Genomic DNA, 24,817 nt, shown 5'->3' with positions numbered 1-24,817 from the left:
GTCCTTAATATCTCACAAGTGTATCATTTATGTGAGATATTTCCAAACAGAAACACGTCGATTCACCTTTAGAGGCATGAGAATCGGTGTCTCGGGCACGCACTATTGCGTGGGCAGCCAGGAGCGCATCGGCAGATTCGCTAAAGGTTTTGCATAACCAACATCTGAATGAGCGTTTTTCTTAGCCACCTAGCAACTAAAGGTACTACAGTTTTATCTCAATGGATAGAGGTAACGATTTGTTCGTCGTCATACCCGGATCGCAACGACCGTGCCCTGTGGTTCCAAGCCAGCCGATAGATGTTCGCGGAATAAAGGGCCATCAGTACAGATAAGACCAGGATCGCAACAATACCAGGCACCATGTCTTCGCGCATGTCCTCGGGTTGATAGCCGGAACCACGTGCCACCAACAGAATCATCAACGCAAAGATGGCTGCGAAGAGCACCCAATTAAATCCAAAAATCCTTCTCACATGACGCCAAGAAATCATGTCGGTGAGTTCAGGGGGATCGGCGTTCAGCATCTTCCAACTGCCTGCCCGATCAAGCTGCTTCAAGCAGGTCAGCTCCATGGCACTAGGATTCCAGGAAAAGTCGCGGTTGCTCATGAATCTTAGTTAGGACTACTACGTTCAGCCCGCCCCCGTTCGCTCGGTACCTCACTTGCAACATAATTTGGCAAGCGTCGTCCAAGAGGTGTATCCGTAAGGAAGCTCTAAATTGAATAAAACCACGCAACGCACGTACGATCGGATCTTCGAGCACCCAATCACGCACAACCTCGATTGGGGAGATGTCCGGTCCATGTTCGAGGACCTCGGCGAAGTAGAACAGGAACATAACGGCAACCTCAAGGTGAACCTTTCTGGCCATGCAGTCGTTTTCCACTCACCCAACACGAACGATGTAGCAACCGCTGACGAAGTCACACGTATCCGGCACTTCATACGTTCCTCCGAAGAAGGCAACGCAGATCATCTCGGCGAGCACATCCTAATCTCCATCGACCACCAAGGAGCCAAGATCTTCCGCACAGAAGTGAAGGGAGAGGTGCCCGAGCTGATCGTGCCATACGATCCTGAAGGACACAAGAGCCACGTTCACAGCCCCCATAGCTACCCAGGCCATGGTGAGAAACCAAACTACGACGCCTATTTCGTAGACATAGCAGGTTGCCTCACCAACGCGAAGAAGATCCTCATTTTCGGATCAGGAGAAGGCTCCAGCAGCGCCATGGACACCTTCGTCGCCTGGCTCAAAGAGCACCACCCACATTACGCCGAGCGCATCATCGGAGCGGTCAAGGTCGATCAAAGCCACCTCACGGAGCCCCAGCTTCTCGCCAAGGCGAGAGAAATTTACAGGCAGGAAGTTTAAGCTCTACCTGAAGCACTTCCCGTGCTATCAGTTTAGAGAGCAATAGGGCCGTATCAATTACATGATTCTATATTCTAGAATATAGAATCATGCTGAAGCCTCAAGACTCCCTGGTGCTTTTGAAAATCCAATCCATCCGTTCAATGGATGCGCATGGTGCCACGGAGGATCTACTCAAGTATTCAGAGCTTGGTGCCTCAATCGGAATAAGCCCTTCCCAGGTCCACCAATCAGTAAAGCGTCTCATAGAAGCAAGTCTCTTGAGAAAAGGCATGATTGTCCGACCAAATGCAACAGCCGAGTGGCTGACTCATGGAGTCAAGTATTTCTTGCCAGCAAAGTTCGGCGGACTCACACGAGGCATGGCAACCTCGTACGCGGCACCGCCACTCAGCGTTCAGTTCGGAGAAACCAGTCAGGAGCCAGTGCCGGTTTGGGAACTCGCCGAAGGAGTAAGGGGCATAGCCCTTGAACCGATCTACAAAACAGCGCCCTTGGCCGCCAAGCATGACCCAAACCTGTATGAATACTTAACCCTTGTCGACGCGATTCGAGTGGGTCGTGTTCGCGAAGTTGGTTTGGCTACCGAGCTACTGCAACGCAAGTTGGGCATAGGATGAGGCTGAGCCCTCAAGTTGAAAACATCATGAAGTGTGCCGTGGCTCTTGGGCAGCTACAGGACCGCTTCTTGTTCGTAGGTGGTGCCGTAGTGGATCTCTTATTATCTGATCCAGAGGCTCCACCTGCGCGTCCAACCAATGATGTGGATTTGGTGGTCGAGTTAGCTTCAACTATTGACTACTACACATTGGCTGAAGCCATGCGAGAACTCGGATTTCGTGAGGACGACCAAGATCACATCATATGTCGATGGAGATGGAAGGAACTCATCATTGATGTAATGCCGTCATCCGCCGAGGTGCTGGGTTTCAGTAACTCCTGGTATGGACCGGCCCTTGAGAACTCCAACCGGGTGACGTTACCGAATGAACGAGTGATATCCGTGATCGACCCAGTGCACTTTATCGCCACCAAGATGGAGGCATTTTCATCGCGCGGAGCCAGCGATCTCTTTGCAAGTCACGACTTCGAAGATATTGTTGCTATCTTCAATGGCCGGTCCGAGATTGCTGATGAGATTGCTGAAGCCCCGATTTTAGTAAGGAACTACCTGGCCAACTCGCTGCATCTCTTGTTGAAACGAAGAGAGATCGATGAGGCACTAGAAGGGCATCTAGCCTCATTGCAAGATTCCGCCGGACGTAAAGATACTGTTATCGCAAGAATATCCGAAGTCGCCCGCCTTGCGGGAAATTGAGAAATACCAGCTGCCGTGTTTCACGGTGGATCCATACCGCCAATAGCTCACCCAGACCAGGATAATAGAGCCATGTCTGCCGACACGTCTCTCTACCCGTTCCGCTTTGAGCCGATTTATCAGTACCGACTGTGGGGTGGGAGGAAGTTGGAGCATGTCACCGCCGAGCCTTTACCCGCAGATGTCCCCGTGGGCGAGGCCTGGATTCTCAGCGATCGTGATGACTTCACCAGTGTCGTAGCCGACGGCCCGCTCAAAGGCAAATCGATTCAGGAACTCATCAACCTGAACCCCATGGGGATGTTTGGTGATAAGGCCGACACGCTGAAGCGTTACCCACTGCTGCTCAAGTTCCTCGATGCTCAAGAGATGCTCTCCGTCCAGGTGCATCCCTCCGACGAGCACAAGGATCTCCTGCCCCCCGGCGAGCGTGGCAAGACGGAAGCATGGCTAGTACTGGAATCTGAACCTGAGAGCAGCATCTTCGCAGGCCTACAGCCAGGAACCACTGCCGACGATATCCGCGAAGGACTCGCTACCAAGACCGTCGCGCAACACCTCGCAAGCTTCCGACCACAGCCTGGCGACGGCCTTTTCATCCCCGCAGGAACCGTCCATGCTCTCGGTGGCGGAGTGGTCGTGTTCGAAGTTCAGCAGAACAGCGACGTCACGTTCCGCCTCTACGATTGGGACCGGGTCGATGCCAAGACAGGCAAAACCCGCGAGCTTCATATTGAAGAGTCCCTGAAGTGCACCGACTATGCCAAGGGCCCTGTAGACAAGGTCACTCCCAAGGTTCTCGCAACCGAGCCTGTCCTAAAAGAGGAGCTGTTCACCTGCGAGTTCTTCCGAACCATTCGCAACCAAGGCTCATCTCCATTCACCGTCGGTGATCAGGGCGCACTCAGATCCATCGTGATCATCGAAGGCGTAGGAAGCTTCGAGTTTGCAGGAACAACCTACTCGTTCCAAAAGGGACAGGTATGGCTATTGCCATCCGAAGTCGGGGAAGTTCTGCTCACACCAAACGGTTCAGTCAACGTCCTCGAAATCGAGCTCCCGTAACCGGGAGCCTACTTCGCTGCGCGTAGCACGCAAGTAACAACCAAGCCGGTGGGCGTTTCTACAGCAGATAGAGCCGCTCGCACCTGGAACTCCGAGCCATCCTTATGAAGCGCCGGAGTATTCAGGTGTTCGCCCATCTCCCGCTTGAGGGGGGCGGTCACGTACTCGGCCCGATGACGGCGATGAAGATCTCTCATGCGCTCAGGAATGAGTCGCGTGAGTTCGCTTCCTTCCAATTCGCCATGCTGGTATCCAAACAGCTCGCAAGCGCTATTGTTCGCCATCTCAATCACACCGCTCTCTGAAACCAGAACGATCGCATCAGGCGCGTTCTCAATAAGCTCTCGGTAGAACGAAGCGCCCGGGTCGACCATGGATTCGAGCTTGTGGATCAACTCTTCATTTTCGCGTCGAAGAGATTCGACGGCCGCTTCCTGCTCTGCCTTTAGGATGATCGCGACCAATTCGGTGCGGCTGTAAGGCCCGAGTTTGATGCGGACTCGCCCCCAATAGGTTCCGACAGTTGCCTCACTAATCCCAAGCTTGTGAGCGATGGCAGCGTCCGTGTAACCCTCAGCAGAAAATTTGAGGAGTTGCTTCTCTCTCGGCGACAGTTCGTGTTTGGGACGATCGGAAGACATAGATTTCATGTGGTTCCACGCAGACGAGGCGGGAAGGACTCACTAACCGCCGTCATAAATCCTAACGTCAATGATGACACGAAGCGCCGCTCGAACGGAGACCAGAGAATGCGAAAAAAGTCTGTACCAATTTTGGAGGACATGGATAAACACGACTGGCAAGCCTCCGATTTACCGACCTTAATGGATCTATGTCGCAAGAAAACCGAGCCTCTGCCGTAGTCCTCGAATCGATCCAAGAGGATGCTCCCGTCCGAGACGCAGCCGTCAAAATGAAAGAACTCAACATCGGCCTGCTGCTTGTTAAGAAAGGAAACGAGCTAACAGGAATCGTAACGGAGCGCGACATCGTCACTCGATCCGTCGCACTAGGCGGATGCGTCTGCAAAGCAACCGTAGACGGAATCATGAGTTCGCCCGTCATCTCCATCGCCGGAGACTCCACTCTCGACGAGGCTCGTAATCTCATGGCAACCAAGCAAGTGAGGCGGGTAGTCGTTCTGAATTCTGATAGCGCACCTGTTGGGGTCCTCACAATGGACTGCCTTGCCGCAGCTAGTCAAAGTGAAGTCGTCCCATCAAAGGTGTCAGAACTCCTTGCTGAAGCCACTCCGTCTAAGCGAGCAACTTCCGCCACAAAGATGCTCCAACTCGCATCAGCAGGGTAGGTCACAGACTCTTAACTTTGTTTTAAATCCGACGAGGTGTATAAAGTAACAGTAAACGCCAAATCACCTTGCGGTGGTTAAGGAGCTATTTATGCTGTTTGTTGCCTACCTTGCAGTCGTCGGATTTCAGATCCACAACCCCGTAACAGGACCACTGCCGCCGTCGATCCATCTCGCCGCAGGCGCCCCCGGCTATGGCAAACCCCACAACTATCTGTTGATCCGCTCGGGTTATGCTTGCCTAGTCAACGATAGGGTCAAAGATCCACTGTGGGTTCAAGAGTGTTTAGCGGCTACCGACTTGAAGCCACCGCAGGGACCGAGGCTGCCAGCAAAGTACTTCAAGGCCGATCCCGATTTACCTGCCGTCGCTCTTGCCAAGCCGAAAGACTACTTCAATTCTGGCTATGATCGCGGGCATATGGCCCCCTCGGGCGACATGCGAACGCCAGGACCCCGTCAGCCAGAGAGCTTCTACCTCTCGAACATCGTGCCGCAAAACGGACCACTCAACCAGCACATGTGGTCACAGCTGGAAGATCTGGTACGCACCTACACGGAGCAGGCAGGCGAGATGCAAATCATCACCGGTCCTGTTTTTTCTGCTCCTACCAAATCAATCGGAGCAAGCAAGGTCGCAGTCCCGAGTGCCGTTTTTAAGATAGCCGTAGTCACGCAAGGTCCCCACCGACTCTATTCTCTCGCTGTGCTTGTTCCAAATGTTGAGCCCACGCGTCCGCTCAACAGCTACCGCACCACCATCGCGGAAATCGAACGAAAAACCAAACTCAGCTTCTTCGACTCACTCCCAGCAAACGAGCGCACTCTATTGAAGAGCGGAAAAGGACCCCAATTAGAGCTTCCAACCACAATGGCACTCACACGGCGACCTAAGAAGCAGGCCCAACAGCCGCAAACGCGTCTTGTAGATAGTCTGTGAGCGGTCGCCTGCCGCTCTCAGTCCGCCAAGTCTCTTTGGCGATACGCAAGGCGCCAATCGACATCATTGCCGCCACCCGAAGCGAGACCCGCATTGATGGCTCTGGCCACAGTTCGCAGAAGGCTTCGAATGTCGACTGCTCCATCTCGGCGTAGGCCGCCAGCATGCGTGCCTTGAGTGCATCGCAAGACTCAAAAATACGACTGACTTTCAGTCCCTCTTCCGTGTTGTATGAGGACAGAAGCTCCAGCAGGGCGTTATACACAGCGTCCATCGGCGTCTGATCCTTGTGCTGTGCAAGCAGTGTCGGTCGAAGCTTTTTGACAAAACCCCGCCCGTCCAAGTAAGCAATCAGAATCTCTTCCTTCGACTTGAAGTAGTAAAAGAAGGTGCGCCTGGCGATGCCTGCTTCAGCCGCAATCTCGTCCAGCGTGGTCGACTGGTAGCCGTTCTTCACAAAGAGACCAAACCCCGTCTCCGCGATGCGCTGCATCGTTTCGCGCTTCTTCCGCTCCCGAAGCCCCTCACTGACCACTGCACCTTCAACCATCACATCAACGCTCCCCTTAACTCATTGTATCTGGTACTCACTTACGCATGGCAGGTGAGGCAGAGCCAGCTCACCAGCTGGCCCACAATGAAATACCATTGAATTCCCCTTAAGACACTAGTCGCGAATCTCAAGCGAGACGATCTTTCCATACTCGAATCGAAACACGAAGTGTTGAGAGATCGGGTCACCAAAGTTGCCTGAAATCTCACATTTGACGATCTCGCCGTTCTCTATTTCCTCGACAGCAAGGGGCCGAAGCTGTTGGTTATATTCGGAAAACGTATGCGACGCCCAGGCCTGGATTTCGCTAGGTCCCCGGTGTGTATTGCTCTCGTCGGCCACTGTCCCAAGGGAAGTAAAACAGGCGGCAAGTGCAACAGCGTCATGCGCGTTGCTCGCTTCAATGAAGGTCGAGATAGGGGGTTGAAGTGTGATGCTCATCGTTTTATTACGCTGTAGGAACAGTGCCTCCATCAATGACGAACTCCGTGCCAGTAATCGATCCAGCCTTAGAGGAGGCTACAAAGGCAATGAGATCGGCGACCTCTTCGGGTCTTGCCGGACGACCAATTGGAATACCGCCTAGGGAGTCCATCAGCGATTGCTGCGCGCCGTCATAGTCCGCGCCAGACTCCTCCGCCAGTCTTGTAACCAGCCGCTTGGAAGCATCTGTTTCCACCCAGCCAGGTGAAACTCTTACCACCCGTATCCCTTTCGGACTAACTTCTTTGGAAAGTGACTTACTGTAGGTGGAAAGCGCCGCCTTCGCAGCGGCATAAGCAGTTGTCGCTCCAGGGAGTGGAAGCTCTCTTTGGATCGAAGTAACGTGGACCACCACCCCAGAGCCTTGTTGGAGCATCCACGGCAAGAGAGCCCGATCCAGCCGCACAGCAGCAAAGAGATTGATGTTGAGAGCACGCTGCCACTGCTCATCATCGAGAACGGCAAAGCCACCCGCCGGTGCACTGGATCCGCCTACAACATGGATCACAATGTCGATACCTCCCAGGTGCGCTAAGGTCTCTTTTGCGACTTTGGCAGCGCCCTCGGCTGTATTCAAATCAGCTGCAACGAACTCCTCGGAGTCGGAACCATTTCGGGCCGTCGTAACGACTTTGGCACCCGCCTCACGCATCCGCTTGACCACAGCAGCCCCAATGCCTTGGGTGCCTCCAGTAACCAATACGCGTTTGTTTTCAAACTCTCTTTCGCTTGTGATTGACATAGTTGGAGCATACGGATCATGCTGATAATATGTCAAGAACAGACAATAAAGTCAGTCACACACCATACAGTGCGCGTCCGGCATACACACCCGACTCCGCAGCCGAAGGTGTAGTGGAAGCGATCAAAATTCTGGAAGGACGCTGGAAGATGATCATCCTATTCCATCTGTTCGACAAAGGCACACTGCGGTTCTCAGAACTTGAGCGTGCCATTCCAAACGTCACGCAAAAGATGCTCATCCAGCAACTTCGCGAACTTGAGAAAGACGGTATTGTCGTCCGCACAATCTATCCGGTAGTCCCACCGAAAGTAGATTACGACCTCACCCCAATAGGCAAGGCACTCTGCCCAGCGTTGGATGCAATCCTTCTTTGGGCAGAGCAGAGGCGTGAAACTTCCGCCGAACAAGTTACCGACTAGGCGTCGTAACGATCATGAAAAGCAATCCAATCCATAGGGCTGGATTCGTTGCGTCCCTTGGGCGTAAGATCGAGGAAGTTGTACGCACCTAACAGCATATCGAGACCCCGCTCGTAAGTCGAATACGTTCGATAGAGAGCCCCATCGTCTCCCTTGATGAACACGGTAAGACCTGGCTGCTCCTCTCCGTTCAGCTTCTGCATGTTGAAGTTGTGGAGTACAGGACCCGCATCCAACTCCGACCTTCTGTACGAGACGCCAAAGTCGTAATTGAACTCACTCTCGGCTGAAGATAGCCATTTGAATGTCCACCCCATACGCTCTTTGAAAGGCATAAACTCACCAAACGGAGCGCGGGAGATGGCCACAAATGCAACATCATGATGCTCAAAATGTTGGCGCGCCGAGTCCACATGATCACACACAAAAGAGCAACCCGGACACCCCTCTTCCCAGCCTGATGCGTACATGTAGTGATACACGACCAGTTGGCTATTGCCTTCGAAGAGGTCCGAAAGGCTCTGCTTTCCATCGGGACCTTCAAAGACATACTCCTTATCCACACGAACCCATGGCAACTCCCGACGCATGCGGCTCATCTCATCGCGCAAACGCGTAAATTCCTTTTCCTTGACCAGCAGCTGCGCTCCCGCCGCGATCCATTCCTCTTGAGAAACCACGGGATGATTGATAGAAAGTGTGGGTGACTGACTCATTTCGAGTACTCCTTGCTCGCACATGTGGAGCCGATAGTGGAAGGGCGACAGCAGCAGGTGGCCTCACCTGGGCAGTGCGCACACTTACAGATTGCAGAATGACTAAGGGTCGTAGCAGCCTTGCTCAGCGCAGGCGCCTGACTCAGCGCACTTGCCAGCATGCACCCAGCCGTGAGTGCCATAAGCAGCCCAAGCCGATAGGGGAAAGGGCGCTGGAGGGTTAAGGTGGAGTTCATCATGATTTCTTCTCGTAATCGTATTGAGGCCCCCAACCTTTAGGGCCCTCTTCTAACAAATCAAGTAAAGGCCAGACCGCACAGAAGTCGTCCTGTGGGCTGAAATACGCCATAGCGATCCGGAAAATCTGACCATCTGGCGTCCGTCGGAAAGTCGACACTCCCGGCCATGGGCTGTCTTCCTTCCAAAATCCCAAGTCGTGGTTCAGCTGACTCTGGCACGAGGAAAGCATCTTGAAATTCCAGTTACGGTTCGAGGCAAACCGTTTCTGAACTTCTGGCTTATCGGGCGAGCAGACAACAAACGCAGCACGGTCCGAAAGGTGGGGCACCAAGCCTGTAAAGCCATCCGCCCACATCGTGCAGTAGGAACAGCGGGTCCCCATGTTGTGGATGAAGATCAAGTCCGGCTTATCCCCAAACAGCTCCGAAAGTCGGACCTCAGCGCCCTCAGAATCGAGCAGCACATAGTCCTGGACAAGCTCTTTCGGCCTTCGCTTTCTGGCTTCCAGGAGCTTCTGCTTGGCGGCTTCCACTTCGTTTTGAAGCGCCGAGATCTCCTTATCAATGTCGCTAATGGTCTCTAACATATATTCCTCAAGGTTATAGAAAGGCGTAACAAACTCAGAGAAGCCGGTCACCACAGACATTAGCTCCTCCCACTTCTCCTCAAATAGAAGCGGCGACTGCCGGTGAAGAGCGCACAGCTGATCGGTCTCGAGTAAAGCGAAATCCACAGCTCTGACCAGCGGGGTAAACCCCTTCAGCGAATAGTGAACACCAGAAGGCGAGGGCAGTTGGTGCGAAACACTAGCCGCACGAAACTCCCTTGGCCCCAGACCATAGTAGGCCTGGAATGTTCGAGTGAATGCTTCCTGAGCCTGATAACCCGCGTCGAATGCAATACTCGCAATCAGCTCATCACTGGTCTTGAGTTGAAGAGCGGCTCGCTCCAACCGAAGCCGTCGAACATGGTCCATAACGGCCTCACCGACTACCGAGCGAAACACGCGATGAAAGTGGTGCTGAGAAAAGCCAGCCACTTCTGAAAGCTGGCCAGGCGTGATCGTGCCGTCAAGGTGAGTCTGGACGTACTCCAGAACAGCGGACATAGTCCGTACATATTCTGCTTCTGTTCGAGTTTCCTTGCTCACGAACTTATGATACGGCGATGAGCCGTATCACTTTTGATCGTCCGTGCTCATTTTCGATCTGAGCTAAAGTTTGAGAGTTTCGCCTTGCGATGGGACGGAGAAAAAGTCCGGCCCACGAGGTCCGGAAACCTGCAATTCATTGTCCGACAAATTCTCTACCGACAGAACCGTCTTGCCCAAGATCTGATTCTTGAACGCCGCGAGCATAGGATCATTCTTCGGCAGTGGCACCCACTTCGTTGTTTTGCCTATCAGGACCGATCCGTTCACTTCTGTAGGAGCCTGTAAATCCAGCTTTCCTTCCGCAAAGCTATAGTTTCCGGTCCCACGGAGTTTGGAAGTCACAAGCACACCGTCTGGATCCTTCGACCGAATCACCCAGATGGAGACGTACTTCGTCGGAGACGTGAAGTCGTACTGCGCCTCGGTCTTCCCATCCGGTCCGTCCACTGTCTCTTTCCAAATCTTGTGAACATTTCCAGTGGCACTGAGATCACCACCCATTGCGCGATCTATCGGGTTCTTGCTGCTCTGCTTGATCTGGTCAAGCGAGTCTTGCAAAACCCGTCGCACCGATCCATCCACGATGCCGACTATGTACTTCCTCTGCCCGTCCGCCTCCTTAGAAGTAAAGACCCATGTGTTCTGCGGGTCTTTGATGTAGCTAATTACCTGGTTGGAGAGGTCTTGGTTCCAGGAGTAGCCGACCACTGTTTCTCGCAACTTTGGAAACTTTCCAAAAGGCTCGAGAACTGTGGCAAGATGTTCCTCATTGGAAAATGACGGGAACCGGTCGTCGAAGTCAGAAGCGTAAATCTGTAACGCCAGATTGAGTTGCTTCGCAGTAGACAACGCCTTCGTCGCCTGAGCCGCAACTTTGGCCTGCTGAAAGACAGGGAACAAAATCGCCCCTAAAATAGCCGGTCCAATACACAAGACGCACACCGCAGCCGCAACAAGCCACGGCCAGATAGGCTTCTTCGGAGGGGCAGGAGGCGGAACTTGGTAGATCGGAGGAGCCGCTGGCGCCGGTTGCGACAAATGAGTGCCGCAAGACGGGCAGAACTTGTCCGTAGATGAAACCTTGGCACCACAAGATGGGCATGCCTGTGCTTCCGCAAATGGCAAACCGCAATGACTACAGAATGCGGAGCCATCGGAAGACTCGGTACCACATTTGGGACAAATCGGCATAATTCCGATTATCTCATCTTTGTACTAACATTTGTCTACCTGGAGCTGCGTAATCAGCAGCCCCAGGTCATAAGGACTAGGCGATGTCGAACCGATCTAGGTTCATGACCTTGGTCCAAGCGGCCACAAAGTCATTCACAAACTTCTCTTCAGAGTCACTGCATGCATAGACCTCAGCAAGAGACCGCAACTGAGAATTGGAACCGAACACCAAATCGGCAACCGTTCCAGTCCACTTCAGGTCGCCCGTCGAGCGATCATGACCTTCCAGCACACCCGCAGCAGTGGAAGACTTCTGCCACTTCGTACCCATATCAAGCAGATTCACAAAGAAGTCGTTGCTCAAGGTCTCTGGCCGATGAGTGAAGACGCCATGCTTGGAGTGACCTGAGTTCGCGTTCAACACTCGAAGACCACCTACAAGCACGGTCATCTCAGGAGCCGTGAGAGTCAGCAGGTTCGCCTTATCGACCAGCAACTCAGCCGCCAAGTCTTCGTGACCCTTCAGCACATAGTTTCGGAAACCATCACCGGCAGGCTCAAGCACAGCAAACGAGTGAACGTCTGTCTCTTCCTGAGTTGCATCCGTGCGCCCTGGTGTGAACGGAACGCTCACGGGATGTCCCGCACGCTTCGCCGCTTCCTCAACACCCACGTTTCCGGCAAGCACGATCAGATCGGCAAGAGAAACCTTAACTCCGGTGGTCTGCGAACTGTTGAACTCAGCCTGAATGGCTTCCAGAACTTCAAGAACCTTCGCCAACTCTTCAGGCTGGTTCACTTCCCAATTCTTCTGAGGCTCCAGCCGAATGCGAGCACCATTCGCGCCACCACGCTTATCGCTACCCCGGAAAGTCGAAGCCGATGCCCAAGCGGTCGAAACTAACTGAGAGATAGTCAGGCCAGTAGACAAGATCTTTGCCTTCAGCGCTGCAATTTCAGTGTCACCAACAAGCGCGTGATCCACCGCCGGAACAGGGTCCTGCCAAATCTGTTGCTCACCCGGTACAAGCGGCCCAAGATACCGAGAGATCGGCCCCATGTCGCGGTGAGTCAGCTTGTACCAAGCCTTAGCAAACGCTTCCGCAAACTGCTCTGGATTGGCAAGATAGTGCCTGGAAATTCGGTCGTAACTAGGATCGCTTCGGAGCGCAAGGTCCGTGGTGAACATGATCGGAGCGTGCTTCGTTGCAGGATCATGAGCGTCTGGCACAGTCACCGCGTCCTGAGCGTTCTTAGGCGTCCACTGATGAGCGCCCGCAGGACTCTTCGTTAGCTCCCATTCGAACTTGTAAAGGTTCTCAAAGTAGTTGTTGTCCCATCGGATCGGGTTGTTTGTCCATGCACCTTCCAATCCACTGGTAATGGCATGAGCGCCATGTCCCGTTCCGTACGTGTTGCTCCAGCCAAAGCCTTGCTCCTCAATACCAGCGCCCTCAGGCTCAAAGCCGACATACTGGCTTGGGTCAGCAGCTCCATGGGCCTTTCCAAATGTGTGCCCACCCGCGATGAGAGCAACCGTCTCTTCGTCGTTCATCGCCATTCGGGCGAAAGTCTCGCGGATATCGCGTGCCGCTGCAAGAGGATCAGGCACGCCGTTAGGACCTTCTGGGTTCACATAGATCAGACCCATCTGGACAGCCGCAAGAGGGTTTGCAAGGTCGCGATCTCCGCTGTACCGCTCATCGGCCAGCCACTTACCTTCCGGACCCCAATAAATGTCGTCCTCTGGCTCCCAAACATCCTCGCGACCGCCGCCAAATCCGAAGGTCTTGAAGCCCATCGACTCCAAAGCGACGTTCCCTGCAAGGATCATGAGGTCTGCCCAAGAAAGCTTCTTGCCGTACTTCTGCTTGATGGGCCAAAGCAAACGACGGGCCTTATCGAGGTTCCCGTTATCTGGCCAACTGTTGAGCGGAGCAAATCGCTGCGTACCTGACCCCGCGCCACCACGACCGTCTGCAATTCGGTAGGTGCCAGCGCTGTGCCAAGCCATTCGAATGAAGAAAGGACCATAGTGGCCATAGTCAGCGGGCCACCAATCCTGCGAGTCGGTCATCAGCGCATGAAGGTCTTGCACGACGCTGTTCAGGTCCAGGCTCTTAAACTCCTTCGCATAATCAAACTCTTCACCCATGGGGTTTGCGAGCGGAGAGTGCTGATTCAAAATCTTGAGATTGAGCTGATTTGGCCACCAATGAGCGTTCGTTTGAGCCGCAGCAGTGGCCTGGCTGAGAGCTTGGCCCGAAAAGGGGCACTTCGATTCGTTTGACAAGACGTTTTCCATGGTGGTTGTTTACTTCGCTAAGAGTCGCGGCACCGATCATCAATCTAGTTGCCTAGTCACGTGTGTCTACGACGCGAACCCGCCAAGCGTCTAACCATTTTGCCACAGGATAACGACTTCCGACCGATCCCTGGCAGTTGAGAAGTACATCAAAAAACCGCTCGTCCCCAGCACATGGCGGCGACAAGCGGTTCATGGATGTGAACCTCTGGTTTCCAGATCGCAGAAACGGAAACCAGAGCGACTCGCCCTGCTAGGCAGCCACTTTGAGATGGTTCTTGGAACTGCTCACCTTCTCCTCAAGAGTAAAGCTAGCGACAATTCCTTCTAGCTCTTGGCTCATCTGAGCCAAGGTAGTAGCCGCGGTTGCAACATGTTCGGTGTTTGCCGTAAGTTGTTCCGCACCTGCTGCAGACTCTTCGCTGATGGCAGCAACTCCCTCAATAGTGCCCACGAGGTTGTTGGTACCGGATACCATCGAACCTACAACTCCGAGATTCTGAGATGCCGCTTGAGCAACCTCTGACATACCACTGCTTGCCTTGTTCATGATCTGCGTCACACTACTGGCTCGTTCGGCGACGTTGCCCGAAGCGCTCACAATTTGAAGCAGCGCTTCGCCGGCATGGATGCTTCGCTCTACGCCCGATTCAACCTCCATCGTCGTGCTGTTGATGGCCTGAACGGTCTGATCTACAGTGGCTCGTACACCATCGATGAGCGTGACGATCTCTTGCGTTGCATTACCAGCCTGTTCTGCCAGCTTCCGGACTTCATCTGCCACAACGGCAAATCCACGACCATGCTCACCCGCACGTGCTGCTTCAATAGCTGCGTTGAGAGCAAGGAGGTTTGTCTGCTGCGCTATGCTCTCAATGGCCTGGACAATGTCGCCAATCTTCTGACCCGCCTCATCGAGATCCTGGACCTTGCCAGCCGAATAGTTGACGCGCTCCTTAACTTTGCCCATGGCTTGAACAGTTTCTGAGACGGCAATGTTGCCATTGTTTGCAATCTCCGACATCTCCTTCGCCACTTCGGTCACGGTAATGATCTCATCACTCGCAGTCGAAATCATCTCAGACGTCTGAGCAATAAGATTCTTTTGACTCTCACTGCTCACACCTACCCCGTCTACCTGCTTTGCAAGTTGATTCATCTCACTAGCCGCCTCTGTAGCGGTAGATGCCAACTTGCTGCTCCCTGAGGCGATCTCGTTTACCGTTGAGTGACTCTCTTGGCATGCTGCCGCCAAAGATTGACTCGTGCTAGAGACCTTCGTAGAACAATCGGAAACCTTGGAGACAAGATCATTCAACGACGTTCGCGCCTCGTTATAATTTTGGATTGTGTTTACTAACATCGCGAGCATCCGGTTAAAGGTGCTCGAGATGTGGCCCAATTCATCACGGCTGACATCCGAAATCTCCTTCGTAACCGGAGTTACTGTCACAGTGAGATTTCCATCTCGCAGAGCACCTATCGCCGCATTGAGACCTGTAACGCAGCGATCGGTGATGGAAGATAGACCGGCATTCACCGCATTCAACTTGCTCACAATGATCTTGTTTAGAAAGACTCCAAACATTACAGATATAGCCGTGGCTACGGCAAACATGGTGTAGATGGTTCGGGACCCCGTCTTGACGACGGTATCAGCCTCAGCTTCCATCTTCGCTGTAGCAGTCTCGTTCCACTTAACCATCATATCGACCTGCGGCATCAGGTGATCAAAATATATCTTGGAAGTCTTCGCTTCGAAAAGTGCAGTCCTATCCTTTACTTCGGGGTCAGCAATCTGAGACTCGATCGCTTTCCAGGCACCTCGATATTCCGCCCAGTAATCGACGAGCTTGTTAAAGTTCTTTTCGTCCTCAGGGTTACTTAACAACTGCTTGTATCGATCAAGGGTCCTAGAAACCAAGGCGTCTTGATCACCTAGCTTTCCTAGAATTTCAGATATCTTAGATGAGTCTGTGTGCCCAGACAACCTGAATTGGTAAATTCTGAACTGGCGCACATTGCTATTGAATTCACTGATCGCGATCGCGCTTGGAAAAGTATCCTTCGTAATCGATTCGAGTTTTTTATTCAACAAGCCGAACTGCGAGATGGATGTTAGTGTTATAGCAAGCATCAAGATAAGGCAAAGCCCAAAACCTATCGCCAACTTAACACTCATCTTAAGATTTAGAAAAACTGTTTTCATTCGAACTGGCTCCTGTCATCACAAGCCAATAATTGGAATTTTCCAGCAAGAATTCATGGTACACAAGCTGAAAGTATTTGGGTTATCTTGCGAGTCGACATATTAAGTTCAGAATCAGTTGCAAGCGAGATATTCTCGGCAGGGTTTGCAATCAGTGCATGTTTATCCGCAAAAATTAGACTTATATATTGGATCGGGTTAGATGTATTCGATCAGTCCGTGGGTAAATCCCCAGCGTATCAGCGCAGCAGTGTTGCATTTATCCTGGCACCGACTACGAAACTTAGTGGCAAAAAGATTCTAAATTTGTGATACATAGCCGTCTGGGAGGCATTATGGCAGCGCATTGCAACATGAACACAAGCCGAAAGCTCCGAACATAAATCATAACCACAGAGGCCCGCGGTGAAAAACAAGTTTGTCTTTCTTTCTCCTAATGTTCACGCAATCGTTTGCATGTGCATGTTATGATCCACGTAGTAGGGCTTTAGTCAAGCCTGTCCACGTAACATCGCCCAAATCAGATAGATCGCCGCAGGTGCCATCGCAGCCACAGCAACAACACCGAAAACGTTAGCCCATGGACCATTCGTCCGATCACCAATGATCTTCTTGTTGTTGCAGATCAGCAGCAGAACCACGATCAGCGGAGGTGCGATCACACCGTTCAAAGCCGCCGAGTAAACAAGGGCTTTGATAGGGCTAATCAAGGCCACGAAGTTCAAAAGAAAGCCCAGAAGGATCACAACTGCAATCGTCACATAAAACGGCCTTGCTCGCTCGAACCGACGATAAAGTCCATAACGCCATCCGGTGGTTTCTGCTATCGCATAAGCCGTGGAGCCTGCAAGAGTAGGGATGGCCAACAACCCTGTTCCAATAATACAAAACGTAAAAATCCAGTAGGCTCCTGGTCCCAATGCAAGAAGTGCCTTAGCCGCATCCTGGGCCGTATTCACCTCAGTTTTGCCGTGGGCATGAAGAGAACTCGCCGCGGCTACCACCACAAAAAACGCAACAATCTGTGAAGCGACCATGCCGATCGTCGTGTCAGCACGGATATTGCGGATCTCACGCCTCGTAACTTTTCTTTCCCTGGAACCAGGCTCGTCGGAGGCGCCTTCAGCAATCGATTCCTCGACCGTCTCTCCTGCCTGCCAAAAGAAAAGATAAGGCGAAATGGTAGTGCCAAGAAAGGCAACCACCGCCAGCACCGTTTGAGGCTTCAAGTCCATACTGGGAACAAAGATGTGTCGCCCGATCTGGCTCCAGTCCGTCTTCATTCCTGGCATCACTCCCACGATCACGTAACCAAGGAGAGAGAGGCAAAGCCACTTCAGGAACTTCGCATACACAGCATACGGAATGAAGATTTGTGAGGTGATCAGAACTGCAGTAAACAGGACAAGACCCACCCAATTGGGTAGACCAAGTAGCATCGTGGTCGAAGATGCCATGACACTTAAATCAGCGTAAATATTGAAGACGTTCGCCACAATCAACAGCAAAACCGTCGTGAATAAGAGCCATTTTGGGTAGTGCGTCTTGATAACCGATGCCAGCCCCTGACCCGTAACCGCCGCAATTCTTCCGCACATTTCCTGCACGGCAATCATCAACGGCATCGAAATCACCACTAGCCACAGAAGTTGATACCCAAACTGGGCACCGTTTGCCGAATACGTAGCGATCCCGGAAGGATCGTCGTCTGCCGCACCTGTAACGAGTCCAGGACCGACAACCTTATACCAAGGCTTGTTCTCAACCTTTTCGGACGAGTCCTTTCTGGCCCTATCAAGGTCCATACGGTCTTGGTCAACTGCTCTAAGCTCGTCTTCAGGTGATTTTGAGTTCTTAATTAGGTTCTCCACTCATGAGCCGCCAATGGGCCGGAAGGACGTTGTAAAAGCGCTACATCATGAAACTGTTTGAAACAATGTCGCGATCCGACAAGTTGTTAGAGTCTCCGTAGATCGTCACGTCCACATCTTGTGGGTAGTCCGGAACCGCTACTGCCAACCTGACGCTTGACCCCTTGCGCAAGGCATGAAATAGAAAGTGAGCCACACATGACCTCCAGGTCTTCATGCGCACCAAACCGGTGAGCAATCTATGCTTCATATCGCTTAAAGACATTCATAGTATTTGTGTGAATGCGGGCATGCTCAGTGCTACCTCTCTGTGAGAAAGAGGTAGCACATCAACGATTTTCTACTCACTAAATGAGCTTTGCTTTAGTGTCAGAACCGACTCCAGCTTTCATTGCTTTGTCGTTCACAGATGTCGTAGCTACCTTGTTCAGAGCAGAGTTGGCAGCAGACTCCTCGTCTAGCGTTTGAGTCAGCAGGTCAGCATCATCGGACCTGCCGAGTAGCATCGCATGCTCGCGAACGCTACCGTAACCAGCCATCTCGTAATGCTCAACCTTCTGAGCAGCAGAGATGAGCGCAGCATCCAAAACGCTAGAATCTTTGATCATTTCGATCAGTTCATCCGCTTCCTCGATGAGACCCTTCATCGCCTCGCATGTTTCACCCTTTGGGTCCTCTTCCATGCTTTTGAAGATCTGCTCCAGCCGTTTCTTCTGTCCTTTCGTCTCCTCCAGGTGAGCCAAAATCGCCTCCTTCAACGGCGCAGACGAAACAGCTTTGGCAACCTTTGGCAAAGCTTCAATAAGCTGGGTCTCTCCACTGTAGAGATCTCTCAATTCTTCCACGTAGAGTGAATTCATATCCGTTATGGGCATTAGATGTTCTCCTTAAAGTGTGCACCCGTTGGGCACACTTACAGTACGGCAACTTGCGATAGTGGAGTACGTATATAGGAACGTTATTAGTTAGATTGATGTAAGAAGAAAATGACTGGTCCGATATTCGATAGATAAATCAGATACCTTTCTATCGATGCCGTGTTCTTCTGAGAGTGGATCCCTACAGTTATGTGCGTCGCAAACTTGCTACCTGGGATCTTCATGCAAAATAACGAGAACAATAATGAAAAAGACTCTCTTCTAGAGGGTTACATCGCGCCACAACCACCTCTTCAGGGGCCGGTTGATTTTCACGCATCGGAATATCAGACCACACAGTCTGGAACAAGGGTATCGGATGATCAAAACTCGCTGAAGGCGGGAACACGAGGCCCAACGCTTCTTGAGGATTTCGTGCTGCGCGAAAAGATCACGCACTTTGACCACGAGAGAATTCCAGAACGCGTAGTCCATGCCAGGGGAGCAGGTGCACACGGGGTTTTCGTCAACTATAAACCCATCCCGGAACTCACGAAAGCAGGGCTCTTTTCAGAAGCCGGAAAAGAAACACCCGTGTTTGTGAGGTTCTCAACAGTAGCTGGCTTCCGGGGTTCCGCAGACACCGCGCGAGATATTCGTGGATTCGCTGTCAAGTTCTACACAGACGAAGGGAACTGGGACCTCGTCGGAAACAACATACCTGTGTTCTTTATCCAAGACGCCATCAAGTTCCCAGACCTGATTCATAGCGTAAAGCCAGAACCCAATAACGAAATCCCGCAAGCTTCTTCCGCTCACGACACATTTTACGACTTCATCTCACTCACACCCGAATCTCTCCATACAATCATGTGGGTCCACTCCGATAGGGCTATCCCCCGCGCCTTCTCAACCATGGAAGGTTTTGGAGTCCACACTTTCCGTCTGATCAACGAATCAGGTGTGGCGTGGTTTGTAAAGTTTCATTGGAAGCCTGTTCGCGGTCTTCACTCCCTCGCCTGGGACGAAGCCCAACAGTTGGCCGGAAAGGATCCAGACTTCCACCGACGCGATATGTGGGAGGCAATAGAAAAGGGCGATTTCCCTGAATGGGAATTCGCCGTTCAAGTCATCAATGAATCGCAGGAGCACGACTTCGATTTCGACATACTTGACGCCACAAAGCTCTGGCCAGAAGACCTCATCCCCATCCAAAAGATCGGCAAGATGACTCTCAGTCGAAATCCCGACAACTACTTTGCCGAAACGGAGCAAGTAGCTTTCTTGCCAACCAATATCGTTCCTGGTATCGACTTCTCAAACGATCCCCTCCTGCAAGGGCGGCTCTTCTCGTATATCGACACACAATTAACAAGGCTAGGAGGTCCAAATTGGCAACAGCTGCCCATCAACCGCCCTCGTTGCCCACTCGCAACTAACCAGCGCGACGGCCATATGCAATACGCCGTCCCCAAGGGTCGAGTGAGCTATTTCCCTAACGGATTAGATGGCCACAAACCGGATGAAGACAAGCAAAACGGATTCGTAACCTACCCTGAGAAACAGGAAGGTGTGAAGGTGCGAGAGCGCTCGCCAAGCTTCTCTGATCATGTTTCACAGGCGGCCATGTTCTTCCACAGCCTTCTGCCATGGGAAAGAGAGCACCTCATCTCTGCTACGAAGTTCGAACTCAGTAAGTGCGACTCCGAAGGCGTTCGCCAACGCATGGTAGATCAGATCAATCGCATCGATCACGACTATGCGCTCCAAGTAGCCGCTCACCTTGGTCTTCCAACTCCGAAGTTTGTTGAGGTCCCCCCAGTGAATACCGCGAAGGGCCTCAGCATGGAAGACCTTCCCAAATCAGGCGTCAAGGGAATGAAGTTCGGAATATTAGTGGGTCGAGGTGCAGAACGGATAGCTCTCTCCGAGCTGTTGTCAGCGATCAACGCTTCAGGCGCCCACGCGGAAATCGTCGCGCCAAGCCTAGAAGAGTTCAACGGAATCAAGCCCGTGAAGACTCTGATGAACACACCCTCTGCCGTTTATGACGCCGTGTGCGTTCTTGAAGCGGAAAGCAACGAGAACTCCCTCCCCGATGACGGACGGGCTCTCCTATTCATCCGAGATGCATACAAGCATGGCAAAGCGGTGGGCATTGCGGGGAATGCAGTTGAATTCGTCAAACGATCGCTCCCCGAAAACTCCAACACAAGCAACGATCCGGGACTGATCATCTCCTCCGACTCCGCCCTCGAAGAGTTCGCACAGAACTTCTTACTGGCAGCAGAGCGAAGACACTGGAATAGACCCCAAACAAAGTAGACCGAGGCAAGATGAACTGGATTCGTCAGATACGGATGAATCCAGTCTTCCTGCTCAAAGAGTGACTACCCTTTGCGAAGTATCTTCTCCATGGCCCGCCCCTTGGCCAACTCGTCGACCAACTTATCCAAGTACCGCGTATTCCGAGTCAACGGATTCTCAATCTCCTCAATCCGATAACCGCAAATGACGCCTGTGATGAGATGAGCATTAGGGTGAATCGTAGCTTCTCCAAAGAACTGCTCAAATGTCGAGCCTTTCTCAATCTGCACTCGCAACTGCTCCTCATCAAAACCCGTGAGCCACTGAATCACCTGATGTAGCTCCGCCTTAGTCCGCCCCTTCTTCTCAACTTTCGCGACGTAATGCGGATAAACAGACGCAAAGACCATCCCGGCAATTCGGTCGTCATGATTCATCATGGGTGCATCTCAGCTCACTGGCGACCCAAAAGATCGCCGACACCCTGTTTTAACACCAGCACGGGTCGTCGGTCAAGGTATCGGTCATCGTTGGGTGGCCTCTGCCAATTCTCAACTACCCAAGTATTGGTCGTCAGTGACCTTCTCCATCCAGTCGACGCTCTTGCCGTCGAGCTTTTCGGCCACCGCAATGTGGGTCATAGAGGTCGTGTCTGTCGCTCCATGCCAGTGTTTCTCCCCGGGATCGAACCACACAATGTCGCCTGGCCTGATTTCCTCGATAGGGCCGCCTTCGCGTTGTGTCCAACCAAGACCCGCCGTGACGATCAATGTTTGACCAAGTGGATGCGTGTGCCACGCAGTGCGTGCTTTCGGCTCAAAAGTGACGATTGCTCCTCCAATGCGAGCAGGGTCCTCCGCTTGGAAGGGAGAGTCGATGCGCACAGTGCCGCTAAACCAATCTTCTGGGCCTTTGACGGATGGCTTTGATCCGTTCCTCTGAATGTTCATAAGCTTCACTTAGTAGCGTGATCCAACGACCGTTATTCCTTCAAGGGCGGTGTGAATGTCCCTGAGATCACTCTCGGTCATCTCTATTAATGCTGCGCCAAGGTTTTCATGCAGCCGCTCTATCTTCCGGCTGCCAGGAATTGGCACGATCCACGGCTTTTGCTCAAGCAACCACGCGAGCGCAATTTGCGCGGGCGTAGCACTCTTCTCTTTGGCGATTCTCTCCAGCAGCTCGATCACAACGCGATTCGCTTTGATTGCCTCCTGTGTGAAGCGCGGATTCTTGCTCCTTATGTCGGAAGGGTCGAACGTAGTGTTCTCATCAATCTTACCGGTGAGATAACCCCGCCCAAGCGGACTATAAGGCACAAATCCGATGCCAAGCTCCTCACATGTAGGGAGCACCTCCGCCTCAACGTTCCTCCACCAAAGCGAATACTCGCTTTGGATAGCCGTAACAGGCTGCACTGCATGAGCACGACGAATGGTAGGAGCATCTGACTCGGAAAGTCCGAAATGCTTAACTTTTCCCTCCTCAATGAGTTCCTTCACCGCACCGGCAACGTCTTCGATCGGCACCGACGGGTCGGGGCGGTGTTGATAAAAGAGATCGATCGCATCAACTCGAAGACGCTTCAAGGATTCTTCCGCCACCCGCTTAATCCTCTCGGGGCGAGAATCAAGTCCGGCGGTGGTCGTTTTCCCTTCGGCATCGTTCTGGAATCCGAACTTCGTCGCAATGACGACCTTCCCCTTGAAAGGTTCTAAAGCCTCACCCACAAGAAGTTCGTTCGTGAAGGGCCCATAGACTTCGGCCGTGTCAAAAAAGGTCACGCCTTGCTCGACGGCCTTTCTGAGAAAGGCCACCATTTCTTCATGGTCGCCAATCGGCTTATCGCCGAAGCTCATCCTCATGCAACCAAGGCCAATCGCCGAGACTTCTAAACCGCTTTTTCCTAAAGTTCTTTGATCCATGTTTTCCTCGTCATTACGCACTTGGCTGAGCGAGATCCCCAAACCAGTAGCCGGCCGTGACTCCGCCATCCATCAGAAAGTCACTTCCAGTAATAAAGCCACCATCCTGTCCCATCAACAGATTCGCGACGTTCGCCACCTCATCCGGGGTTCCCGCGCGACCTGCTACAGAACTCTCAATCATCTTTCTGTATATCTGTCCTCGAGGGCCACTCAGCTCGTCTTTTGCAAGCGGAGTCATCACGATCCCAGGGCTAATCGTGTTGATGCGTGCACCACGCTTTCCCCAGTGAAGAGCCTCGGCCATCACACGCAGCGAGTTCCCACGTTTAGCAAGTTGGTATGCATTGAGCGGGGTGGTCACCTGATCAGGCTGAAGGAAGGGGAGGGCAAGGAGATCTTCAACTGGCGTAGTGGCTAGCGCCCTGTTCTGTTCTTCCGACAGTGCAGGGAGGCGATGTCCTGATTGGGATGCAATGACCACGCCCGAGCCACCAGAAGCGATGACGTTGCCAAACTCCTCCAGCACGAGAGCCGTTCCGAACAGGTCGACCTTTAGAATTGTTTCGGGTGAAGCTTGCGATGGAGAGACGCCCGCCGCATGAATCAGCCCGGAAACCACACCGAGTCCACTAGCCTTGCTAATGAGCGCGTGGACAGTCTCACGCGAGGACACATCGACCGTCGTGATGCTCACGTCATAGCCGGCGCTGCTCAACACCTCAGCAGCCGCAGTAGCGTTTTCCTTCTTTAAGTCAGCCAGTAGTATGTGCTTACCCACCCCAACTCGACGCGCGATGGCCTGGCCGATCTGTCCGGGTCCGATGACAACAATGAGTTCTTTCATGACTTACTTCTCCGACATGCTGAGTAGTCCAGCATCGAGCCTGTCCCCGTGCACCTGGATGCCCGACAGCTTCCTATCTATCTCTTCTAAGTCACGTGGACTGAGTTCGAGGTCTACGGACTTGATGTTGTCGTCAATATGCTCAACGATGTTCATTCCGGGGATGGGCACGATCCAAGGCTTCTGAGCCAGGAGCCAAGCAAGAGCGATCTGTACAGGGGTTGCACTCTTCTCCCACGCCACCTCACGCAACATTTCCACAACTGGCATGTTCGCCTTCATAGCCTCTGTCGTGAATCGGGGGAAATTCGCTCTTAGGTCGGTCGCGCTGTCAAATTTCGTGTCCGGGTCGATCGTTCCTGTTAGAAAGCCCGTACCCAGCGGTCCCCAAGGCACAAATCCAATACCCAGTTCCTCACAGACAGGTAAGACCTCAGCTTCCGGCTCCCGCGTCCAGATGGAATATTGATTCTGCACAGCCGCGACGGGATGCACCGCGTGCGCCTTTCGGATGGTGCTCGCTCCAGCCTCCGACAGTCCATAATGTCTGACCTTCCCTTCCTGAATGAGGTCCCGAAGAGTTCCTGCGACATCCTCGATGGGAACGTTCGGATCTACCCGGTGCTGGTAGAACAAGTCGATATAATCGGTTTGAAGGCTCCTGAGTGAGGCTTCAGCAACGGCTCGAATGTTTTCCGGACGACTATCGACCCCAGTGATACCGCCATTTTCAAGCTTGAAACCAAACTTCGTTGCGATGACCACCTGCCCGCGGTACGACTTCAGTGCTTCCCCCACGAGCTCCTCGTTTGTATAAGGACCGTAAGCTTGGGCCGTGTCGAAGAACGTAATCCCACGATCAACGCCAGCACGGATTGCCTCAATGCCCTTTGCCTTATCTGCCGCTGGCCCGAGTCCAAAACTCAAACCCATGCATCCCATTCCCAAAGCGGAGACTTCGAGCCCGCTGTTTCCGAGTGTTCGTTTCTTCATTCTTGTCCC

General features: G+C 52.7%; 27 protein-coding genes and 1 pseudogene. 8 read left to right on the top strand and 20 right to left on the bottom strand.

The annotated features are described in order from the left end of the window. Positions 1-218: 218 nt before the first annotated feature. On the bottom strand, positions 219-611 hold the full coding sequence (locus tag ACZ51B_RS12870) for a hypothetical protein (protein WP_464293735.1): 393 nt from the start codon (positions 609-611) through the stop codon (positions 219-221). A gap of 112 nt (positions 612-723) precedes the next feature. Here ACZ51B_RS12870 and ACZ51B_RS12865 point away from each other — a divergent pair, with 112 nt between their 5' ends. The 4 genes from ACZ51B_RS12865 to ACZ51B_RS12850 all read left to right on the top strand — a co-directional run bounded on the left by ACZ51B_RS12865 (position 724) and on the right by ACZ51B_RS12850 (position 3,763). After that, the gene (locus ACZ51B_RS12865; RefSeq protein ID WP_464293734.1) at positions 724-1,380 is read left to right on the top strand and encodes a hypothetical protein; all 657 of its coding nucleotides are present in this window, start codon (positions 724-726) and stop codon (positions 1,378-1,380) included. A gap of 89 nt (positions 1,381-1,469) precedes the next feature. Beyond that, positions 1,470-2,000 (top strand): hypothetical protein, encoded by a 531-nt coding sequence (locus tag ACZ51B_RS12860; RefSeq protein ID WP_464293733.1) that lies wholly within the window; start codon positions 1,470-1,472, stop codon positions 1,998-2,000. Positions 2,001-2,026: 26 nt separating this feature from the next. After that, entirely contained in the window at positions 2,027-2,698 is a 672-nt protein-coding gene (locus ACZ51B_RS12855; protein ID WP_464293732.1) for a hypothetical protein, read from the top strand. Between the two features lie 72 nt (positions 2,699-2,770). Then, complete coding sequence (locus tag ACZ51B_RS12850; RefSeq protein WP_464293731.1) at positions 2,771-3,763, top strand: type I phosphomannose isomerase catalytic subunit; 993 nt, start codon at positions 2,771-2,773, stop codon at positions 3,761-3,763. 8 nt (positions 3,764-3,771) lie between these two features. On the opposite strand, the gene ACZ51B_RS12845 is transcribed toward ACZ51B_RS12850, so the two are convergent. After that, positions 3,772-4,404 carry a PAS domain S-box protein gene (locus ACZ51B_RS12845; protein ID WP_464293730.1) on the bottom strand — a complete coding sequence of 211 codons (633 nt, stop codon included), beginning with the start codon at positions 4,402-4,404 and terminating at the stop codon, positions 3,772-3,774. Positions 4,405-4,595: 191 nt separating this feature from the next. On the opposite strand from ACZ51B_RS12845, the gene ACZ51B_RS12840 reads away from it, so the two are divergent. Further along, positions 4,596-5,072: a CBS domain-containing protein gene (locus ACZ51B_RS12840; protein WP_464293729.1), complete on the top strand. Its 477-nt coding sequence runs from the start codon at positions 4,596-4,598 to the stop codon at positions 5,070-5,072. A 91-nt stretch (positions 5,073-5,163) separates the two neighbouring features. Further along, positions 5,164-6,012, top strand: coding sequence for a DNA/RNA non-specific endonuclease (locus ACZ51B_RS12835; RefSeq protein ID WP_464293728.1), 849 nt, complete (start codon positions 5,164-5,166; stop codon positions 6,010-6,012). Here ACZ51B_RS12835 and ACZ51B_RS12830 read toward each other — a convergent pair. The 3 genes from ACZ51B_RS12830 to ACZ51B_RS12820 form a co-directional block, all read right to left on the bottom strand. Then, positions 5,963-6,562, bottom strand: coding sequence for a TetR/AcrR family transcriptional regulator (locus ACZ51B_RS12830; protein ID WP_464293727.1), 600 nt, complete (start codon positions 6,560-6,562; stop codon positions 5,963-5,965). The two genes, ACZ51B_RS12835 and ACZ51B_RS12830, sit on opposite strands and share 50 nt — an antisense overlap. Positions 6,563-6,679: 117 nt before the next feature. Continuing rightward, entirely contained in the window at positions 6,680-7,006 is a 327-nt protein-coding gene (locus ACZ51B_RS12825) for a nuclear transport factor 2 family protein (protein WP_464293726.1), read from the bottom strand. Between the two features lie 7 nt (positions 7,007-7,013). Continuing rightward, on the bottom strand, positions 7,014-7,790 hold the full coding sequence (locus tag ACZ51B_RS12820; RefSeq protein ID WP_464293725.1) for an SDR family oxidoreductase: 777 nt from the start codon (positions 7,788-7,790) through the stop codon (positions 7,014-7,016). Positions 7,791-7,819: 29 nt separating this feature from the next. Between ACZ51B_RS12820 and ACZ51B_RS12815 the strand changes: the two genes are divergently transcribed. Then, positions 7,820-8,212, top strand: coding sequence for a winged helix-turn-helix transcriptional regulator (locus ACZ51B_RS12815; protein WP_464293724.1), 393 nt, complete (start codon positions 7,820-7,822; stop codon positions 8,210-8,212). Here the strand turns inward: ACZ51B_RS12815 and ACZ51B_RS12810 are convergent. The 10 genes and pseudogenes from ACZ51B_RS12810 to ACZ51B_RS12765 all read right to left on the bottom strand — a co-directional run bounded on the left by ACZ51B_RS12810 (position 8,209) and on the right by ACZ51B_RS12765 (position 18,754). After that, complete coding sequence (locus tag ACZ51B_RS12810; RefSeq protein WP_464293723.1) at positions 8,209-8,928, bottom strand: DUF899 domain-containing protein; 720 nt, start codon at positions 8,926-8,928, stop codon at positions 8,209-8,211. The genes ACZ51B_RS12815 and ACZ51B_RS12810 overlap by 4 nt on opposite strands. After that, the gene (locus ACZ51B_RS12805) at positions 8,925-9,167 is read right to left on the bottom strand and encodes a hypothetical protein (protein WP_464293722.1); all 243 of its coding nucleotides are present in this window, start codon (positions 9,165-9,167) and stop codon (positions 8,925-8,927) included. The genes ACZ51B_RS12810 and ACZ51B_RS12805 overlap by 4 nt, the downstream gene beginning before the upstream one ends. Next, a complete protein-coding gene (locus tag ACZ51B_RS12800; protein ID WP_464293721.1) occupies positions 9,164-10,276 on the bottom strand; it encodes a DUF899 family protein in 1,113 nt (370 codons plus the stop codon). The genes ACZ51B_RS12805 and ACZ51B_RS12800 overlap by 4 nt, the downstream gene beginning before the upstream one ends. Positions 10,277-10,381: 105 nt before the next feature. After that, positions 10,382-11,359, bottom strand: coding sequence for a hypothetical protein (locus tag ACZ51B_RS12795; protein WP_464297209.1), 978 nt, complete (start codon positions 11,357-11,359; stop codon positions 10,382-10,384). Between the two features lie 3 nt (positions 11,360-11,362). Next, positions 11,363-11,512, bottom strand: a pseudogene (locus ACZ51B_RS12790) (zinc-ribbon domain-containing protein); the annotation flags it as partial. 76 nt (positions 11,513-11,588) lie between these two features. Beyond that, on the bottom strand, positions 11,589-13,799 hold the full coding sequence (gene katG, locus ACZ51B_RS12785) for a catalase/peroxidase HPI (RefSeq protein ID WP_464293720.1): 2,211 nt from the start codon (positions 13,797-13,799) through the stop codon (positions 11,589-11,591). A 253-nt stretch (positions 13,800-14,052) separates the two neighbouring features. Then, positions 14,053-15,981: a methyl-accepting chemotaxis protein gene (locus ACZ51B_RS12780; RefSeq protein WP_464293719.1), complete on the bottom strand. Its 1,929-nt coding sequence runs from the start codon at positions 15,979-15,981 to the stop codon at positions 14,053-14,055. A gap of 518 nt (positions 15,982-16,499) precedes the next feature. Continuing rightward, positions 16,500-17,813 (bottom strand): Nramp family divalent metal transporter, encoded by a 1,314-nt coding sequence (locus tag ACZ51B_RS12775; protein ID WP_464293718.1) that lies wholly within the window; start codon positions 17,811-17,813, stop codon positions 16,500-16,502. A gap of 106 nt (positions 17,814-17,919) precedes the next feature. Next, complete coding sequence (locus tag ACZ51B_RS12770; protein WP_464293717.1) at positions 17,920-18,129, bottom strand: hypothetical protein; 210 nt, start codon at positions 18,127-18,129, stop codon at positions 17,920-17,922. 97 nt (positions 18,130-18,226) lie between these two features. Then, positions 18,227-18,754, bottom strand: coding sequence for a YciE/YciF ferroxidase family protein (locus tag ACZ51B_RS12765; protein ID WP_464293716.1), 528 nt, complete (start codon positions 18,752-18,754; stop codon positions 18,227-18,229). Positions 18,755-18,979: 225 nt separating this feature from the next. On the opposite strand from ACZ51B_RS12765, the gene ACZ51B_RS12760 reads away from it, so the two are divergent. After that, entirely contained in the window at positions 18,980-21,061 is a 2,082-nt protein-coding gene (locus ACZ51B_RS12760; protein ID WP_464293715.1) for a catalase, read from the top strand. Between the two features lie 65 nt (positions 21,062-21,126). Here ACZ51B_RS12760 and ACZ51B_RS12755 read toward each other — a convergent pair whose 3' ends face one another. The 5 genes from ACZ51B_RS12755 to ACZ51B_RS12735 all read right to left on the bottom strand — a co-directional run bounded on the left by ACZ51B_RS12755 (position 21,127) and on the right by ACZ51B_RS12735 (position 24,808). Next, positions 21,127-21,483, bottom strand: a complete 357-nt coding sequence (locus ACZ51B_RS12755) for a DUF2200 domain-containing protein (RefSeq protein WP_464293714.1) — start codon at positions 21,481-21,483, stop codon at positions 21,127-21,129. A gap of 111 nt (positions 21,484-21,594) precedes the next feature. Then, complete coding sequence (locus ACZ51B_RS12750) at positions 21,595-21,993, bottom strand: (R)-mandelonitrile lyase (RefSeq protein ID WP_464293713.1); 399 nt, start codon at positions 21,991-21,993, stop codon at positions 21,595-21,597. Between the two features lie 9 nt (positions 21,994-22,002). Beyond that, a complete protein-coding gene (locus ACZ51B_RS12745; protein ID WP_464293712.1) occupies positions 22,003-22,968 on the bottom strand; it encodes an aldo/keto reductase in 966 nt (321 codons plus the stop codon). Between the two features lie 13 nt (positions 22,969-22,981). Further along, on the bottom strand, positions 22,982-23,815 hold the full coding sequence (locus ACZ51B_RS12740; RefSeq protein ID WP_464293711.1) for an SDR family oxidoreductase: 834 nt from the start codon (positions 23,813-23,815) through the stop codon (positions 22,982-22,984). 3 nt (positions 23,816-23,818) lie between these two features. Continuing rightward, the gene (locus tag ACZ51B_RS12735; protein WP_464293710.1) at positions 23,819-24,808 is read right to left on the bottom strand and encodes an aldo/keto reductase; all 990 of its coding nucleotides are present in this window, start codon (positions 24,806-24,808) and stop codon (positions 23,819-23,821) included. Between the last annotated feature and the right edge of the window lie 9 nt (positions 24,809-24,817).

The sequence above is a fragment of the Fimbriimonas sp. LA-C6 genome (assembly GCF_055398105.1).
The sequence above is the reverse complement of the archived record's forward strand: the minus strand, read 5'-3'. Positions and strand labels throughout refer to the sequence as shown.

Coding starts and splice junctions, on each gene's coding strand:
- ACZ51B_RS12870 (WP_464293735.1), bottom strand. CDS start 611: ATGAGCAACCGCGACTTTTCCTGGAATCCTAGTGCCATGGAGCTGACC.
- ACZ51B_RS12860 (WP_464293733.1), top strand. CDS start 1,470: ATGCTGAAGCCTCAAGACTCCCTGGTGCTTTTGAAAATCCAATCCATC.
- ACZ51B_RS12855 (WP_464293732.1), top strand. CDS start 2,027: ATGAAGTGTGCCGTGGCTCTTGGGCAGCTACAGGACCGCTTCTTGTTC.
- ACZ51B_RS12850 (WP_464293731.1), top strand. CDS start 2,771: ATGTCTGCCGACACGTCTCTCTACCCGTTCCGCTTTGAGCCGATTTAT.
- ACZ51B_RS12845 (WP_464293730.1), bottom strand. CDS start 4,404: ATGTCTTCCGATCGTCCCAAACACGAACTGTCGCCGAGAGAGAAGCAA.
- ACZ51B_RS12840 (WP_464293729.1), top strand. CDS start 4,596: ATGTCGCAAGAAAACCGAGCCTCTGCCGTAGTCCTCGAATCGATCCAA.
- ACZ51B_RS12835 (WP_464293728.1), top strand. CDS start 5,164: ATGCTGTTTGTTGCCTACCTTGCAGTCGTCGGATTTCAGATCCACAAC.
- ACZ51B_RS12830 (WP_464293727.1), bottom strand. CDS start 6,562: ATGGTTGAAGGTGCAGTGGTCAGTGAGGGGCTTCGGGAGCGGAAGAAG.
- ACZ51B_RS12825 (WP_464293726.1), bottom strand. CDS start 7,006: ATGAGCATCACACTTCAACCCCCTATCTCGACCTTCATTGAAGCGAGC.
- ACZ51B_RS12820 (WP_464293725.1), bottom strand. CDS start 7,790: ATGTCAATCACAAGCGAAAGAGAGTTTGAAAACAAACGCGTATTGGTT.
- ACZ51B_RS12815 (WP_464293724.1), top strand. CDS start 7,820: ATGTCAAGAACAGACAATAAAGTCAGTCACACACCATACAGTGCGCGT.
- ACZ51B_RS12810 (WP_464293723.1), bottom strand. CDS start 8,928: ATGAGTCAGTCACCCACACTTTCTATCAATCATCCCGTGGTTTCTCAA.
- ACZ51B_RS12805 (WP_464293722.1), bottom strand. CDS start 9,167: ATGATGAACTCCACCTTAACCCTCCAGCGCCCTTTCCCCTATCGGCTT.
- ACZ51B_RS12800 (WP_464293721.1), bottom strand. CDS start 10,276: ATGTCCGCTGTTCTGGAGTACGTCCAGACTCACCTTGACGGCACGATC.
- katG (WP_464293720.1), bottom strand. CDS start 13,799: ATGGAAAACGTCTTGTCAAACGAATCGAAGTGCCCCTTTTCGGGCCAA.
- ACZ51B_RS12780 (WP_464293719.1), bottom strand. CDS start 15,981: ATGAGTGTTAAGTTGGCGATAGGTTTTGGGCTTTGCCTTATCTTGATG.
- ACZ51B_RS12775 (WP_464293718.1), bottom strand. CDS start 17,813: ATGGACCTTGATAGGGCCAGAAAGGACTCGTCCGAAAAGGTTGAGAAC.
- ACZ51B_RS12770 (WP_464293717.1), bottom strand. CDS start 18,129: ATGAAGCATAGATTGCTCACCGGTTTGGTGCGCATGAAGACCTGGAGG.
- ACZ51B_RS12765 (WP_464293716.1), bottom strand. CDS start 18,754: ATGCCCATAACGGATATGAATTCACTCTACGTGGAAGAATTGAGAGAT.
- ACZ51B_RS12760 (WP_464293715.1), top strand. CDS start 18,980: ATGCAAAATAACGAGAACAATAATGAAAAAGACTCTCTTCTAGAGGGT.
- ACZ51B_RS12755 (WP_464293714.1), bottom strand. CDS start 21,483: ATGATGAATCATGACGACCGAATTGCCGGGATGGTCTTTGCGTCTGTT.
- ACZ51B_RS12750 (WP_464293713.1), bottom strand. CDS start 21,993: ATGAACATTCAGAGGAACGGATCAAAGCCATCCGTCAAAGGCCCAGAA.
- ACZ51B_RS12745 (WP_464293712.1), bottom strand. CDS start 22,968: ATGGATCAAAGAACTTTAGGAAAAAGCGGTTTAGAAGTCTCGGCGATT.
- ACZ51B_RS12740 (WP_464293711.1), bottom strand. CDS start 23,815: ATGAAAGAACTCATTGTTGTCATCGGACCCGGACAGATCGGCCAGGCC.
- ACZ51B_RS12735 (WP_464293710.1), bottom strand. CDS start 24,808: ATGAAGAAACGAACACTCGGAAACAGCGGGCTCGAAGTCTCCGCTTTG.